Source organism: Zongyangia hominis (assembly GCF_014385095.1).
GTDB lineage: Bacteria > Bacillota > Clostridia > Oscillospirales > Ruminococcaceae > Zongyangia > Zongyangia hominis.
In genome coordinates this window covers 114,707-130,409 of the sequence record NZ_JACRTC010000005.1, presented here as the reverse complement: position 1 = coordinate 130,409, position 15,703 = coordinate 114,707, and the positions used below count along the sequence as shown (strand labels likewise).

The following is a 15,703-nucleotide window of genomic DNA, read 5'->3' as shown; positions in this document are numbered from 1 at the left end:
GGTATAATAATCAAGCGTTCTACGAGAAAAGAATTAGCGGTGAGATGAGCCATTAGCTCAGCTGGCAGAGCATTTGACTTTTAATCAAAGGGTCCGGAGTTCGAATCTCCGATGGCTCACCAAAAATCCGAACAGTACGTTTTACGGACTGTTCGGATTTTTTTATACCCAGACGTGCCCTAAATTTCCCTATTGACAAGCAGCTCTTTTTCCTATATACTAAGCAAGTATTCTTCTTGTATGTGATCTCACATTTTTTGTAAGTCATTGCTCGTTGATGGTTTACAAAAAATGTGAGTTCTTTTATTTTGGAGGTATAATTATTAATTTGGGAGGTACTGCTTCATGAATAACGGTACTGTAAAATGGTTTAATTCGGAGAAGGGCTTCGGCTTTATTTCCAACGATAATGGCGGCGAGGATGTCTTCGTTCACTTTTCCGCCATCGTTTCCGAAGGTTTCAAATCCCTGACAGAGGGACAGAAAGTCACGTTTGACACCGAGATCGATTCCAGAAATCACAAGGTCCGGGCTGTCAACGTCTGCCTTGCCTAAAACCTTATATGCGTAAAAAAGCCGCCCCTCTGGGGGCGGCTTTTTTCATGTCCGGTTATTTTGCCTTCGGTTCGTACTGCTGGGTAAAAAATGGTTGCATTTTCCTTTCCCCTGCTTTATGCTTACGGTAATAGATTCGACAAAATTTCCCTTCGGCCGGCTCCGCTTTGCGTGGGCATCGGGCGGCCGCAGAAAGGAGCGGTGCGGCGTGGCTATCACACACTTTACTTCCAGCAACAGTTTTCAGGGGTATCATATCACCCAACAGTTCGATTTCTGTAGCGGCTTCGGCCAGTTCATCGATGAGGATGGGAACCCGGCCAGTTTTTCTATGGCCAAGGAAAGGGCTATGCAACAGATGCTGCGCGCTGTGCCGACGGAAGCCAACGCCATCATTGGCTTCCGGGTGGAACACAGCATTGGGAGCTACGTCCATTCCGATTATAACAACTGCATTTTAACCAATCTGATCACCTGTGTCCTTGTCTCCGGCACCCCCGTCCGCATGGAAAAGGATATGGAGCAAAAGATGGAAAAGGTGCTGCTGGTCATGGACTATCCTCCCGCTTTGCCGATTCGTCCCTATCTCGTCACCTTAATACCGGGCCAAAATGAAAGCACCCTGGTCCAGCTACGCTTTTTTAGCTATACCTCAGAGCCTATCAGCGCCTTACAAGCGGACATCGTTCTCCGCACTGTCTTCGGGGAGGACATCGTCCTTCCGGACATCGGGTTTGCCCGTATCCGCGCGCAGGATGGGGAACACCAGACCGGATTTTTCAGGGTCAATCTGTCCGATTCTCTCTTTTCCGCCCAGTCTGCCTCTGTCAGAATTAAAAAGTACGTCTGCGGCTCTGCCTTGCGGGAGGGCGACGTCCACAATCAGCGCATCGACATGCGCCTGGAAGATCTTTTCGATCTCAAACGTCTCTATGGCAACGATGCGGTAGCCCCGCATGTCGTCTACGAAGGGGGCTGGCAATGCCTGTGCGGCGCCCAGAATCCCACCGATGAGAAGACCTGCCCCTATTGCCAGCGGGGCGGCGAGTCGCGTCAGGTCGCCCACGCTTCCCTGCTCCGTCAGGCGGAAGAACTGCACTCGGCCTGCGAAATTCTCGCATGTTTGCAGGCCTATGAAGCGGAGCACAAAGGCAGCCTACCCCTGACCTTCATGGAGGGACTGGAAAAGATGGCCAGCACAGAGAGAATGTTTGGCAACATGAAAAAGGAATGCATGAAATTTCTCCATGAGCATTTGGAAGCGGAGGAAGCCGCCGCCCCTGCCGACGTGCCGGACTTATCAGAGGAGGACCAAGCGGCGATGGGCTCTGACGCGGAAATCCCCATCCTGACACCGAACCCCACCGGCGATGGAGATACCGCCGCGCCCGAAACGGAGGAGGACCGGTTCACCATCAAGAGCCCATTCGATGATCCCTATTGGAAATAGCGGCATCCATCATATTGCCCAAAGATTGTCCCGATTTTTTGAACCCCCCTTTGGGGGAAGGTGTGCTATAATGTAAACACAAATGAATGGATAAGGAGTGAAGAACCGTGGCCAAAACGCCTGCCTATTTTGGCAAATTCCCGTGCTTACCGGGAGAGAAGAAGCCTACCATGGTAACTCAGGCCAACTGCCCCAAATTTATTTATACACCCGAAATGCCTCACGCCAGCGATCTCAACTGGGTCTTCGCCAGCACCGATCATCTGACTTGCGGCAAATATCAGCTGGCCCCCGGCAGCACCTTTGATCCGGTGGACGTCCATTCCGGGGACGAAGTCTATTATGTACTGGAAGGCACTGTCACCATGTTTAATCCGAAGCTGGGCCAGGTGGAGGACGTCTCTGCCGGAGAAGTGATTCTCCTGCCCAAGGAAGCGCCTCACAAGGCCTATAACTTCACCAACGAAAAAGCGGTGATCATGTTTGTAATCGCTCCGAAGATGTGGGAAGAAGACGGCCCGCCCGACGGCTATTATGAGACTATGAAACTGCTCAAATATCAGCAAGAGGAGGGGAAATAATGAACATTCAGGATGTGGGGAAATTCCCTGTGGACGGCCCTTCCGCCCGCGCCACCGGTGAACTGTTTAAGGTAACCTCTCAAAACTGCCTGCACACCATCTACGGCAAAACCTATCCCATTAAAATCAACCTGTTTATCAGCAACGACTTCGTCCATCTGGGCGAAATGATCATTCCTTCCGGCGGCACCGGTTCCCGGGCCAGCGAAGTCATCGAGTCCGACGGCGATACCGTGCTCTATGTCAAGGAAGGCCCCATCACCTTCTTTATTCCCGCGACGCAGGAAGTCTTCCATGTGCAGGAAGGCGATACCATGTTCATCCCGGAACATACCCCCTATCAGCTGATCAACTATTCGGACAAGGTGCTCACCGCCGTGTTCACCACCGCCCCCAATTTATAAGTAGAAAATCTCACGAAATAAAGCCTAGCCGTCCAATACCGGTTAGGCTTTTTTCTTTGGCCGCATCTCGGCACCCTCTTGATTCCGCGGCTTTCTGCGCAGGATTTTGCCCCCTGATTACCCAGCGTGGGGGAAAAGATAGAAGGCGCCTTCCTTCGCCGTCCGTCATCTCTTTTTTACAAATTCTTTTTATTTGTTTTTACATTTATCCTCGGACCTTTTTTGAAAAGTATATAGTTTATTAACAATTGTGTTGTATAATAACAATGTCAAATCGAAAAGTATTAGTGATATTGCATTAAAATTTTCATCTTTTCCATCACCAACAGACCAATCCTACCGCTTGTGCGGGTTCTATGGGGGTTCTTTCCATTGATGTTTCATAATCTACCCAGCGGCACCGATGATCTGGAGCTCAGGCGCAAACAGCAGACGCTGGTCTGCGTTACCAACCAGTTTCGATGCGAGCGTCTCATCCGGGCTGGACGTGTGGTCGCGGATTTATCCAACACCGACCTCAACGCCCTCCATATTGCCAAACCCACCGTCCCTTCCGACGGCGACGCTATGGAGCACCTGTTCGATGTCTCCAAGCAAAACAGCGCCATTATGACCGTCTGTTACGACGAGGACGCTCTCAAATGCCTGATCAATTATATCCGGGAAAACCGGGTGGTCAATGTTGTCACCGGTATGCCCCAGCAGGAAAACAGCATACTGCAAAAGCTGTGGCGAAAATTTAAAGGAAAAAACGTAGGCTTTTATACCGTGGATGCGGATGGCGAGCTCCATCCGGTGGAGCCTAAGGACATTTCGTAAATACATACGTTACAGCCTTCCTTCTCCTGGAAGGCTGTCCTTCCCTTTCTCTCACCGGGCGCACAGTGCACTGGCGTCTGTTGCAATCTTTCTCTGGAATGGAGGATTTTCCCATGGCTTCTACTATACAAAAAGCAGAATATCTGAGCGTCAACCAAAAAAACAAGATTTCCTATTATATATGGTCTCCCCAGGAGGGCCCCATCAAGGGGATCGTACAAATTTCCCACGGCATGTGCGAGTATGTCTTCCGTTACAACGATTTTGCCAACTTCCTGTGCGACAACGGCTTCATCGTGTGCGGAAACGATCACTTGGGCCACGGCGCGTCGGTGCTCCCCGGCGATCCCATGGGCTTCTTCGATTATGAGGGCGGCCACAACCTACTCTCCCAGGACTTAAAAATCCTGACCGACCTGGTCAAATCCCGGTATGGGGGGTTGCCCTATTTCCTTCTCGGACACAGTATGGGTTCCTTTGTGGCCCGGGACTATATGTCCAAATTCGCCTATGAACTCGACGGCGTCCTTCTCAGCGGCACCGCCGGGCCCAACCTGCTAGCGGACATCGGCATCAGCATTGCGGAAAACCAAATTTCCACCAAGGGTCCCAAGGCTAAGAGCCCCAAGCTGGACCATCTCTTCTTCGGGGGCTACAACAAGAAAATACGCTCCCCCCGCACCAAGTTCGACTGGCTTTCCAGGGATGAAAGTGTAGTGGAGAAATACATCCAGGATCCTTGGTGCGGCTACCTGTTCACCACCACCGGCTATCGGGACGAGGCGCTGTTGCTCAAAAAGGTTAACCACAGCATGTGGGCCAAAACCGTTCCGTCCCATCTCCCCGTCTTTCTCTTTTCGGGGAACCAGGACCCGGTGGGCGGCTACGGCAAGGGCGTCACCAAGGTCTACCACCAGCTGAAAAGAGCTGGCGTCGCCGATATAACCCTGAAGCTTTACGAGGGCGGGCGCCACGAAATGCTCAACGAAACAAACCGCCAGGACGTCTATCTGGACGTCCTCGACTGGCTGACGAACCATCTTCCCTCCCCTGCCGCGCCGGCGGATATTCCCGCCTCTTTTTAAAAGAAACAGGCAAAGGACATGGCAATTTTGCCATGTCCTTTTTCATTTGCCAAAGTTCAGGGGGCTCCCGTTTTTCCCTTCTAGGTGCTTGTCCAGTTTACAATAGAGCGGTCCCGTGCTATGATGGGCGTAGCAAAAGAGAAGGAGGAAAGCACCATATGCTCAGAAAAGTATCCAAATTTTTGTCCAGCCGGCTCTTTCTCTTCGCCCTTCTCATCGTCGTGCAGTTTCTCTTTCTCGTCTTTTCCGTCTTCTATCTCAGCCGGGGCCAGGTCTTTCTTTACACCGCCCTGGAGCTATGTAGCGTCATCGCCGTCATCTGGATTGTGGGGAAGGCGGACAACCCCTCCTATAAGCTGGCCTGGGCCATCCCCATCCTCCTGTTCCCCTTGTTCGGGGGGCTGTTCTACCTTTTCCTGGGCAACCACCGGGTGGGCAAAAAGCTCTCCGACCGCCTGGAATTCTTCGAACGGGCGGGTTACCAGCAGGTGGAGAAAAACGAAGCGGTTTTTTCAAAGCTCAAATCCACCAGCAAGCATCTCTCCCGGCAGGCCGAGTACATCGGCTCCATCGCCGCTTACCCAGTCTGGCAGGGCACCACTTCCACCTATTTTTCCATCGGGGAGGAGATGTTCGAGGCCCTGAAAACCCAGCTGGAAAGGGCGGAAAAATTCATCTTTATGGAATATTTCATCGTGGAAAGCGGCGTCATGTTTGACAGCATCCTGGCTATCCTGCGCCGGAAGGCATCCGAGGGTGTGGAGGTCCGCTTTATCTACGACGACCTGGGGAGCATCAGCACCCTGCCCTCCCATTACTACCGGCAATTGAAGGGCTATGGGATCAAGGCCTGCGTCTTCAACCCCTTCACCCCGGTCCTGAGCCCCGCCATCAACTACCGCGACCACCGGAAAATCTGCGTGGTGGACGGCAACGTGGGCTTCACCGGCGGCATCAATCTGGCCGACGAGTACATCAACGCCATCGTCAAACATGGGCATTGGAAGGACTCCGGGGTGATGATCGAGGGGCAGGCGGTCTGGAACCTGACCATGATGTTCTTGCAGATCTGGAACTTCACCACCGGGGAATCCGACGACTACGAGCAATACCGTCCCGTCAAAGTCAAGGAGGACGACGGCTTCATCCAGCCCTTCGGCGACGTCCCGCTGGACCGCAACAACATTTCCGAATACGCCTACATGCAGATCATCAACGGTTCCTACCGCTATGTCTACATCATGACCCCCTATCTCATCATCGACAATGAAATGTCCACCGCCCTCATCATGGCGGCGCAGAGCGGGGTGGATGTGCGGATTATCACGCCTCACATCGCGGACAAGTGGTATGTCCATCTGGTGACCCAGGCCAACTATCCGAGGCTCATCAAAAACGGCATCAAAATTTATGAGTATACCCCGGGCTTTGTTCACGCCAAAAACTTTGTGGCCGACGACGAGGTGGCCATCGTGGGCACCGCCAACATGGATTTCCGCAGCTTCTATCTCCACTTTGAATGCGGCTGCGCTTTCTTCCGCAATTCCGCTGTGCAGGATGTCAAAAGGGACTTTCTGGAGACCCTCCGCCTGTGCCAGCCCATCACTCTCGAGGAGTGCAAAAAGCAAAACCCTTTCAAAACCCTCTTGCAAGCCCTCCTCAAAATGTTCGCCCCCTTGATGTAAAACAGGACCTGCTGCTCAAAGCCGGTCCTGTTCTCATTTTACAAAGAATCTTGTTCATTTCTCCATATCTTTTAGATTTCTGCATAAATCTCGGCTTTCATTCATAGTAAATCCGACAAAAGTACATCAATTGTTCACAGATCAATTGCGGGAAGCACTTTGATATGGTATCATAAGACTTAAGTAAAAAATGGATTTTTTCCATGGAAAGTTTGGAGGAAAATGAGATGGAATTTGGATGGTTGACAATCTTGCCACCCATTATCGCAATTGTTCTGGCACTTCTTACCAAAGAGGTCATCTCGTCGCTGCTCATCGGTATTCTCTCCGGCACCTTGATTTATACCCATTTTGATGTGGTAAAAACCATTGATGTCACCTTTGGCATCATGTCGGACAAACTGGGCGGCAACGCCAGTATCATTCTGTTCCTTGCCCTGCTGGGTGCGCTGGTATGCGTCATCACCAAGGCGGGCGGCTCCGCCGCTTACGGCGACTGGGCAGTCAAAAAACTCAAGACCCGTGCCGGCGCGCAGTTTGCCACCGGAGTGCTGGGCGCTCTGATCTTCATCGACGATTATTTTAATTGCCTGACCGTGGGCACTGTCATGCGCCCCGTCACCGACAAGCACCACGTATCCCGTGCAAAACTCGCTTACATCATCGACGCCACCGCGGCCCCGGTGTGCATCATCGCCCCCATTTCCAGCTGGGCGGTGGCGGTCGGCTCCACCATGGAGTCCTCCGGCGTGGCCGACGGCATGGCCACCTTTATCCAGACCATCCCCTTTAACCTGTACGCCTTCCTGACCATTATCATGGTGGTCTTCATCTGCTGGACCAACCTGGACTACGGCCCCATGGCCAAATTCGAGCACAACGCGGTCTTTAAAAACGATCTGCATTCCAACCCGGACCATCCCGAGGACATTGAGGAATCCGGTACCCAGTCTGCCAAAAAGGGCAAGGTGTACGATCTGATCATCCCCATCGTGGCGCTGATCGTCTTTTCCATTTTGGCCATGCTCTATGTGGGCGGCCTGTTCACCGGGGAAGCGTCCTCCATCGGCGAGGCCTTCGGCAATACCGACGCCTCCAAATCCCTGTGCATGGGCGGATTGGGCGCCTTGGTCGTGGCGTTCATCCTCTTCCTGCCCCGCAAAATTCTCGGCTTTAGAGACTTCATGGACGGCATCACCGAAGGCGTCAAGTCCATGGTGCCGGCGTTTATCATTCTAACCCTGGCCTGGACCATCAGCGGCGTCTGCAGCGCGGACTACCTCAACACCGGCGGCTTTGTGGGCCATCTGGTGGAGACCAGCAACATGCCGCTGCAGATTCTCCCCGCCGTCGTCTTCGTCGTTGCGAGCCTCTTGGCCTTTGCCACCGGAACTTCCTGGGGCACCTTCGGTATCCTTATCCCCATCGTGGTTCCCATCATCGGCGCCACCGGCTCCAACCTGCTGATTCCCGCCCTGGCGGCCACTCTGGCAGGCGCTGTCTATGGCGACCACATCTCTCCCATCTCGGACACCACCATCCTCTCCTCCACCGGTGCCCGCTGCAACCACATCGACCATGTCACCACCCAGATTCCTTACGCAACTACGGTTTCCGCCGTCTGCTTCGTGGGCTTCCTGATCGCTGGTTTCACCAACAACGTCTACATCACCTTGGCCGCTTCCATCGTCATGATGCTGGCCGTCCTCGTGGTGCTCAAGCTCATCCAGAAGAAAAAAGAGGCCGTAAACGCATAAAATTTTTCGCTCAATAAAAGCGCCGCCCAATGGGCGGCGCTTATTTATTTTCTTATACTCCGATAACTGTCCCTTGGAACCAACGGGCCTTCGTGGCCTTGATCACCAGACTGGGAAATCAGCCGCCATCTGGCGGTCGATTTTCTTATACCGAGGCTTCTTCGCACAGGGCCTGTATCTGCCGGTCCAGCGCCTCATAGAAACGGGCGTGCAGCCCGTCTACGAGGGCGTGGTGGCACAAAACGGAGACCGGCATCATGATCTCCCCCCTCTCTTTAAAAAACTTACCCCAAGTGATTCTGGGGTTCGTGTCGGCGGGCAGGGGGACCGGCTGCACTAACGACGTGTAGGTGAGCCATGGCAGAGAGGAGATAAAAAAGAGGCTCCTGACATCCTCATCATCCTCCACCCGCTTTGCGCGCTTAGCGTCCTCCTGGGCCCGCACGGCATAGGTCAGGTATTCGTGAAAGGGCAGGCTGCTGTCCAGGGTGCAGTAGCAGTAAGTGCCGTCGTCCAGGGCCACGGTATGGGAGGTCTTACACCGGTCGTATTCGATGATGCGGTCGCCCTCAATTCTCTGGCGAAATTCCGGGACCTCGTTGGCCGCATTGGCCGCACAATAGCAGAAGGTGAGGAAGAAGGGCCATCCCTTCTCCTTGGCACCCGCTTTTAAGGCGGTGATCTTCACATTGGCGGTCACCCCCACGTAAGGGTAAGCGAGGCTATGAAAATACGCAAAGTGCTGTTTTCTCGGATAGGCATCCATATCCAGGTAGCGGAAGTTTGTCATGGTCTTTCCCTCCTTTTACGTCGATTGATGTCTCAATTATAGCACACCCAGGACAAGCCAACAACCGCGCGTAAAAAGCAAGCCTCCGCAGTATCGCGGAGGCTTGCTTTTTTGAGGCTCAGGGCGGGAAGCGTCCCGTGCCTTTGTCATTCCCGGATGGTTTGTGCGGTGATGGGAGGCGTTTTCACCGTGTCGGCCGGGGTCCCCTCATAATAGGAACTGGTCACATCCACCTCATAGTTGTCGAGCGCTTTCTTGAGAAATTCGGGCGCCTTTTCATAGGGGATCAAGAGCATCTGCGCCTCGGTGGCGCCCTCCACGACATAGGCCACCACATAGCCCTGCTCGTTCGTGTACTGCTGATAGGAGCACGACAAGAGCGCCTGGATTTCCTCGGGGTTTAAAATAGACGACGGCTCCTTGCCCCAAGCGCCCTCTTCCAGCATGCCGATGGAGGTGCGGTATCCATTGTCCCCATTGGGCTCGCTTAAAAAGAGAGGCGTTTCCTGCCCGAACATTGTGCCGCTGTAATCCACATAGGCCACTTTGACTTGGCCGGACGGCAGATCCAAATTCTGATCGAAGCCCCACTTTTTTAAGAGGGCCAGGGTGTTTTCATAATGTGTGCCGATGACCACCACCCCGTGATAGGAATTGAGCCCGTTTTTCTGTAAAAGCGCCAGGTTTTCCCCCAAGGCGGAGGGGGTAGCGGTGATGACAATACTGCCGAGGGAGGGGCTTTGCGGCCGGGCAAACTGCTGGGGCGTTTCCGAAGCCCGGTCCTTGGCGATGGCGTCGAGGAGTTCAGCCTGCTTTTCTAAGTCCAGGTTCATCAGCGCGGCCTTCTGCCCCACAGCGTTATAGAGCTGGAAGGAATTAAAGCGGTTGGGCTCCACCATAGCGGAAAGATCGGTCTTCTGCCGGAATTCCGGCACCACACAGAGCGCCTCAAAATAGGGGAAGTCCGCCCTCATCACCTTCTCATACCGCCGTTGTAGGGTCAATCCATTCTTAAGATGGTAGGACACCGTCACCGTCTTGGCGATTTCGGTGCCGCCAAAATAATAATCCGCCTCTCTGCCGCCCATGGGCACCAGGCTCTCGACGAGGCCGGTGTGGAGATTGCGCACCGCTTCGATGGCCTCAGGGGTTTCCAGGGTGAGGCGGGGATTGCCTTCCCCATGGCTCACATGGGTGTCGGATACGCCGAAATAGTCGATGGAGACGCTGGCGATCTGCTGGGTGGACGGCACCCGATTTTGGTACCCCATGAGGTCAAAGCGCGCCACCGAAAAGAGGGCCAGCAGGCAGACGGCCGTCACGGCGTACCCCTTCATGCTCCGTCCGAAGGTGCGAAAGCTGCGCATGGAGACGGCCTCGATGATGGTGTAGGCGATGAAGGAGCCCAAGAGCAGTCCCACGATCATAACGCCCGGGGAGAGATCCGTCATCCCCCCCAGCGCCAGGCTCAGCAGTAGGCCGCCGACGTAGGCGCCCACATACTTACAGATTTCTTTGACCAGGGTCCGTCCTCCCACACGGCCCGCCCGCTCACAGCCGTGGCGGCAGAAGCCGAAGACGGAGAGCAGGAGGCATACAACTGCCAGGGCAAGGAAGGAAAGGAGCAGCGGCCAGCGGTACCGGTCGTTGTCGATGAAAATCCGGTAGCTAAGCAGGAAGGGGTTGCACCAGAGGGACCCGAAGTTCCTCAACAGCAGCGCTCCGCCCGAAAACCCCACCAGCATCTGAGAGAGCGCCTGCACGGTGTAGCCGATGCCCAGGGAAATGGCCGCGCCGATGCCGCCGGTATAGAGCACATGGTCTAGGACGGTGGGGGTAAACACACCGATAAAGCAAACCAGGGTGTAGCTGATGAATAGGGTCAGACACAATGTCAAGAACTCAGTGAGTAAGGAAACGAGGGTGATGCCAAAGGGATTTTTAATGAGCACCATCACGGCGCTGGGGAGATAGATGACGAGCAGCGGCAGGATGGACACCGTCAGTCCCGCCAGGAAGTGGGTAAAAAACAGGGTGGGACGCCGCACCGGCAGGCTGTAATAGAGGTCGGCCCGGTCGGCCTGGTGCATGAACTGGAAGCTCATGACCCCGGTAAAGAGGGGCATCACTACCGGCAGGATGAACAGTAGTGCGCCGGTGAAGCCGTAGATTTTGCCCACTTCGCTGGCAAAATACTCCTCTTGGGCCTGGACGGAGCGGATGATAAAGGGGATGGTGAAGACCGCCAGATACACAATACAGGAAATGAACCCCACCCCTTTGAGCCGCTTGACGGCATGGCGGAACAAAAAACCGGTTCGCTGCTGGTTAGAAAGTGATATTTTTGTAGTCATAGCCGACCGCCTCCATTTCCTTTATAAAGATTTCTTCCAGCGTCAGCGGCAGGTTCTCCAAAAAGAGGGGGCCATACGGTTCGAGCCGCTCTTTGAGTTCGGAAAATCCCGCTTTGACAATGAGGGTGAGGAGGCTGCCCCGGCTTTCCCGACTGATAACCTCTATACCGGCGAGGGCGTCGTCGGGCAGAGGCTCCCGAAAAGCGGTCTGCACCCGGACAAATTCCTCCTTGAGGGCGTCGAGGTCCCGCTCCAAAATCAACCTCCCTTTGTGAATGATGGCCACGTGGTCGCACAGCTCCTCAATTTCATAGAGGTTGTGGGAGGTGGCGACCACCGTCATCTCCTGCCGGGCCACCCGGTCGATGAGCAGCTTTTTCACCGCCGCCCGCACCACCATGTCCAGCCCGTCGAAGGATTCGTCCATGAGCAGCACCTGAGGATTACAGGACAGGGCGATGATGATCATGGCCAGCTTTCGAATGCCCTTGGAAAAGGTATTGATGGGCTTCTTCCGCTCCATGTCGAAGACCTGGCAGAGCTCCTCATAGTCATCCCAGGAGAAGCCCGGGTAGATATGGCTATAAAAATGGGCCAGGTCCTCCAAATTTTCTCCCGCCTGGATAAAGGGCTGGTCGCAGATGATGAATATTTGTTCCTTGGCCCGCTCATGATCAAAAACAGGGGCGTCTGAAAGTGTCACCTGTCCCCTGTCCGGCGCGTAGATGCCGGCGATCATCCGGAGCGCCGTGGATTTACCCGAGCCGTTGGAGCCGATGAGCCCAAAGATGGAACCTTCCTTGACGGTGAGGGTCAAATCGTCCACCGCCCGTTCCCTGCCAAAGGTCTTTGTCAAATGATCCAGCGCAATCATACTCATTCTCCCTCCTGTGCAAAAGTTTGTTCCAAGATAGCCGCCAAGGCACTGGACTGAATCCCCACTTTTTTGCACGCCTGGCAGATACCGCCGTATTCTTCTAGCAGCTTCTTTTGCAAAACGATAGAAACCTCCTGGGCCGTGGAGACGAAGCTCCCCTTCCCCGCCACCGAACAGATGACGCCCTTGCGCTCCAATTCCTGGTAAGCCTTATTGACGGTGTTGGGGTTGACTCCCAGGTCCCGGGCCAGCAGCCGCACCGACGGCAGCTGGTCCCCCGGCTCCAGAGCGCCCGCCGCCACCAGCTCCGTCACCCTCTGGCAGAGCTGCTCATAAATCGGCACCCGGCTGTGCATATCCAGTGTGATCACCATGTTCACCTCACTGTTCTAACTGTACTATGTCTCTTAATACAGTTTGAGTATAACAGTCCCGGATATTCCTGTCAATGCTTGGCAGAAAAAAATTTTTGCCGGCCGGGGCGTTCCCTTTCCAGAGGGGGAAGAAAAGTTCTTTCAAAGTGATTACATACACGGCAAAAGGATAGAAAAATCGCCGTAAATCTGCTAAAATAGTGAGAACTGAGAGTTGTGTGGCTCGGGGGTTCTGATGGAATGTTCACCCCATCCTCGCGGCTCTCGCCAAAAGGGAGGTCTTTGTATGCGCAAAACAAAAATTATCTGCACACTCGGCCCGGCAACCGACGACAAAGAAACGGTGAGGCAGCTCATCCTTTCCGGGATGAACGTCGCCCGCTTTAATTTTTCCCACGGCACTTACGACGAGCACCGCAAGCGCCTGGATATATTGGAAGAGCTGCGGGAAGAGCTCCAGCTCCCCATCGCCGCGCTCCTCGACACCAAAGGGCCGGAGATCCGCATCGGCACCTTCAAGGAAGGCCGTGTCACCCTCAAACCAGGCGACCAATTCACCCTGACTTCCCGCCAGGTGGAAGGCGACGCTTCCATCGTCTCCATCACCTTCGCGGGGCTTGTCAGCGACGTGGAAGTGGGCAGCCGCATCCTGCTTGACGACGGCCTCATCGAGCTGAAAGTCCGGGAGATCACCGCCACCGACATCATCTGCAAGGTCATCAACGGCGGCACCATCTCCGACCGCAAAGGCGTCAACGTCCCCGGGGTGAGCATCTCCATGGATTACATCAGTCCCAAGGACCGGGAGGACATTCTTTTCGGCATCGACAACGGCTTTGATTTTATCGCCGCATCCTTCACCCGCAGCGCCGCCGACATCCTTGAGATCCGCAGGATTTTGGACGAGCGTCATTGCAGCTCCATCCGCATCATCGCCAAGATTGAAAACGGCGAGGGCGTGGCCAACATCGACGAAATTCTCCGGGTATCCGACGGCATTATGATCGCCCGAGGCGACATGGGCGTGGAAATCCCCCTGGAGGAAGTGCCCATCATCCAAAAGGAACTGATCAAAAAGGGATACAGCGCCGGGCGGCAGGTCATCACCGCCACCCAGATGCTCGACAGCATGATGAAGAACCCCCGTCCCACTCGCGCCGAGGCCACCGACGTGGCCAACGCCATCTACGACGGCACCAGCGCCATCATGCTCTCCGGCGAAACCGCCGCCGGGCTCTACCCGGTGGAAGCGGTGCGGACCATGGCGCGGATTGCCGAGCGGGCCGAGCGGGATATCGACTATAAAAAGCGGTTCTACACCCGGGATTTGGACCCCATTTCCGATGTGACCAACGCCATCTCCCACGCCACCTGCACCACCGCCTACGACCTGGGCGCTTCCGCCATCATCACTGTAACCAAGACCGGCACCACCGCCCGGATGATCTCCAAATTCCGCCCGTCGGTTCCCATCATCGGCGGCACCATGGAACCCCATGTCTACCGGCAGCTGGCCCTGTCCTGGGGCGTCCTGCCCCTGCTCATCGAGGAGAAGAAGAACACCGACGTTCTCTTCGACCACTCGGTGGAACAGGCTAAAAAGGTGGGTTATGTCAAGGACGGCGATCTGGTGGTCATCACCGCCGGCGTGCCGCTGGGCATCTCCGGCACCACCAACATGCTCAAAGTGCATGTGGTGGGGGACATCCTGGTCACCGGTGTGGGCATCGGCTCGGCTTCGGTCTGCGCCAACCTGTGCGTGGTGGAGAATGAGGAGGAGGCGCTCAAAAAATTCCGGGACGGCGACATCTTAGTCATCCCCAGCACCTCCAACAATATTTTGAGCCTGATGAAGAAGGCCGCTGGCATTGTCACCGAGATTGACGGCAGCAACTCTCACGCCGCCATTGTGGGGCTGGCGCTGGACATCCCCGTCATCGTGGGCGCCAAAAACGCCGTTTCCATCCTCACCAACGGAACCTCCGTCACGGTGGATGCGCGCCGCGGTATTGTCTGCAATTCCGCCAGCGCGCAGGTACTCTAAAACCAAAGGAGATAAAATCATGAGGTGCACCCGCTCCCAATTCCCACTTGCCGGAAAGGTCATGGCCCTGTTGCTGGCCTTTTGCATCCTTTTCACCTTCGTATCCTGCCAAAAAAAGGAGGAGGAATCCTCCTCCACTCCCCCTGTCACCCAGACGCCGCCCACCACCACCGAGACGCCCGTGTCCAGCGAGGACGACGGCAAGCTGGACGTGGTACCCCCTGACGCCGGCACGCTGGAAAAGCTCGAGAACATGAAGGCTTCCAACAGCGACACCGTGGCGTGGCTGTCCATCCCCGACACCACCATTGACGACGCGGTGCTCCAGGCGGCGGATAACGACTATTATCTGCGCAAGGATGAAACCAAGCAGTACAATTTCTTCGGCTGCTACTACGCCGACTATGAGAACACCTTTGGCGAGCGGAACCTCTTTTCCCGCAATACGGTGATCTATGGACACAACATGGATGACAACAAGGTCCACGGCAAAAAATTCGGCCAGCTGCTCAAATACCTTAACGAGGATTTTGCGGAAAACCATCCCTATATCTATCTAACCACCGAAGACGACCAGCTGACCTTCAAAATTTTTGCCGTCTACTATTCCGACATCCACTTTTCCTACATCAGCACCGATCCTGAGGATCTGACCTTTATGGACATTCTCAACGAAGCCCGGGAACGCAGCGAATATAACTATGACGTAGACGTCAATGCCACCGACAAGATCATCACCCTCTCCACCTGTACCTATAAATACGGCATGCGGGAGGACCAGCGCTTCGTGGTGCAGGCCCGCCTGCTGCGAAACGACGAGGACGCCCCTGCCACCGTCTCCATCGAAAAAAATCCCAATCCCAAGGCGCCCCAGTTCTAGGATTGCTCGCATCCCGGCCACACTGCCGTATGCGATTACAACAGCCAG

The 15,703-nt window shown here is 54.8% G+C and carries 14 protein-coding genes and 1 tRNA gene; 11 read left to right on the top strand and 4 right to left on the bottom strand.

The genetic code is table 11. The annotated features are described in order from the left end of the window. Positions 1 to 46 precede the first annotated feature (46 nt). From H8709_RS08360 to H8709_RS08320, 9 genes are all read left to right on the top strand, one after another. Positions 47 to 122: transfer RNA gene (locus H8709_RS08360), tRNA-Lys, on the top strand. A gap of 223 nt (positions 123 to 345) precedes the next feature. Then, positions 346 to 555, top strand: a complete 210-nt coding sequence (locus H8709_RS08355) for a cold-shock protein (protein WP_262397924.1) — start codon at positions 346 to 348, stop codon at positions 553 to 555. Positions 556 to 763: 208 nt separating this feature from the next. Continuing rightward, complete coding sequence (locus tag H8709_RS08350; RefSeq protein ID WP_262397923.1) at positions 764 to 2,005, top strand: hypothetical protein; 1,242 nt, start codon at positions 764 to 766, stop codon at positions 2,003 to 2,005. Positions 2,006 to 2,175: 170 nt separating this feature from the next. Then, positions 2,176 to 2,586: a cupin domain-containing protein gene (locus H8709_RS08345; protein ID WP_262397922.1), complete on the top strand. Its 411-nt coding sequence runs from the start codon at positions 2,176 to 2,178 to the stop codon at positions 2,584 to 2,586. Beyond that, positions 2,586 to 2,990, top strand: coding sequence for a hypothetical protein (locus H8709_RS08340; protein WP_262397921.1), 405 nt, complete (start codon positions 2,586 to 2,588; stop codon positions 2,988 to 2,990). Before H8709_RS08345 ends, H8709_RS08340 begins: the two co-directional genes overlap by 1 nt. A 372-nt stretch (positions 2,991 to 3,362) precedes the next feature. Beyond that, positions 3,363 to 3,809: a hypothetical protein gene (locus H8709_RS08335; RefSeq protein WP_262397920.1), complete on the top strand. Its 447-nt coding sequence runs from the start codon at positions 3,363 to 3,365 to the stop codon at positions 3,807 to 3,809. Positions 3,810 to 3,922: 113 nt separating this feature from the next. Continuing rightward, complete coding sequence (locus H8709_RS08330) at positions 3,923 to 4,894, top strand: alpha/beta fold hydrolase (RefSeq protein WP_262397919.1); 972 nt, start codon at positions 3,923 to 3,925, stop codon at positions 4,892 to 4,894. A gap of 158 nt (positions 4,895 to 5,052) precedes the next feature. Further along, the gene (gene cls, locus H8709_RS08325) at positions 5,053 to 6,579 is read left to right on the top strand and encodes a cardiolipin synthase (RefSeq protein ID WP_262397918.1); all 1,527 of its coding nucleotides are present in this window, start codon (positions 5,053 to 5,055) and stop codon (positions 6,577 to 6,579) included. 251 nt (positions 6,580 to 6,830) lie between these two features. Next, on the top strand, positions 6,831 to 8,336 hold the full coding sequence (locus H8709_RS08320) for a Na+/H+ antiporter NhaC family protein (protein WP_392391673.1): 1,506 nt from the start codon (positions 6,831 to 6,833) through the stop codon (positions 8,334 to 8,336). Positions 8,337 to 8,481: 145 nt separating this feature from the next. Here the strand turns inward: H8709_RS08320 and H8709_RS08315 are convergent, their stop codons facing one another. The 4 genes from H8709_RS08315 to H8709_RS08300 all read right to left on the bottom strand — a co-directional run bounded on the left by H8709_RS08315 (position 8,482) and on the right by H8709_RS08300 (position 12,731). After that, positions 8,482 to 9,126 (bottom strand): CatA-like O-acetyltransferase, encoded by a 645-nt coding sequence (locus H8709_RS08315; protein WP_262397916.1) that lies wholly within the window; start codon positions 9,124 to 9,126, stop codon positions 8,482 to 8,484. 146 nt (positions 9,127 to 9,272) lie between these two features. Further along, positions 9,273 to 11,480: a hypothetical protein gene (locus H8709_RS08310; RefSeq protein ID WP_262397915.1), complete on the bottom strand. Its 2,208-nt coding sequence runs from the start codon at positions 11,478 to 11,480 to the stop codon at positions 9,273 to 9,275. Then, positions 11,455 to 12,360 carry an ABC transporter ATP-binding protein gene (locus H8709_RS08305; RefSeq protein ID WP_262397914.1) on the bottom strand — a complete coding sequence of 302 codons (906 nt, stop codon included), beginning with the start codon at positions 12,358 to 12,360 and terminating at the stop codon, positions 11,455 to 11,457. Before H8709_RS08305 ends, H8709_RS08310 begins: the two co-directional genes overlap by 26 nt. Beyond that, positions 12,357 to 12,731, bottom strand: a complete 375-nt coding sequence (locus tag H8709_RS08300) for a GntR family transcriptional regulator (protein WP_262397913.1) — start codon at positions 12,729 to 12,731, stop codon at positions 12,357 to 12,359. Before H8709_RS08300 ends, H8709_RS08305 begins: the two co-directional genes overlap by 4 nt. Before the next feature lie 286 nt (positions 12,732 to 13,017). Between H8709_RS08300 and pyk the strand changes: the two genes are divergently transcribed. Further along, positions 13,018 to 14,775, top strand: coding sequence for a pyruvate kinase (gene pyk, locus H8709_RS08295; RefSeq protein WP_262397912.1), 1,758 nt, complete (start codon positions 13,018 to 13,020; stop codon positions 14,773 to 14,775). 19 nt (positions 14,776 to 14,794) lie between these two features. Next, on the top strand, positions 14,795 to 15,655 hold the full coding sequence (gene srtB, locus H8709_RS08290) for a class B sortase (protein WP_262397911.1): 861 nt from the start codon (positions 14,795 to 14,797) through the stop codon (positions 15,653 to 15,655). Positions 15,656 to 15,703 lie beyond the last annotated feature (48 nt).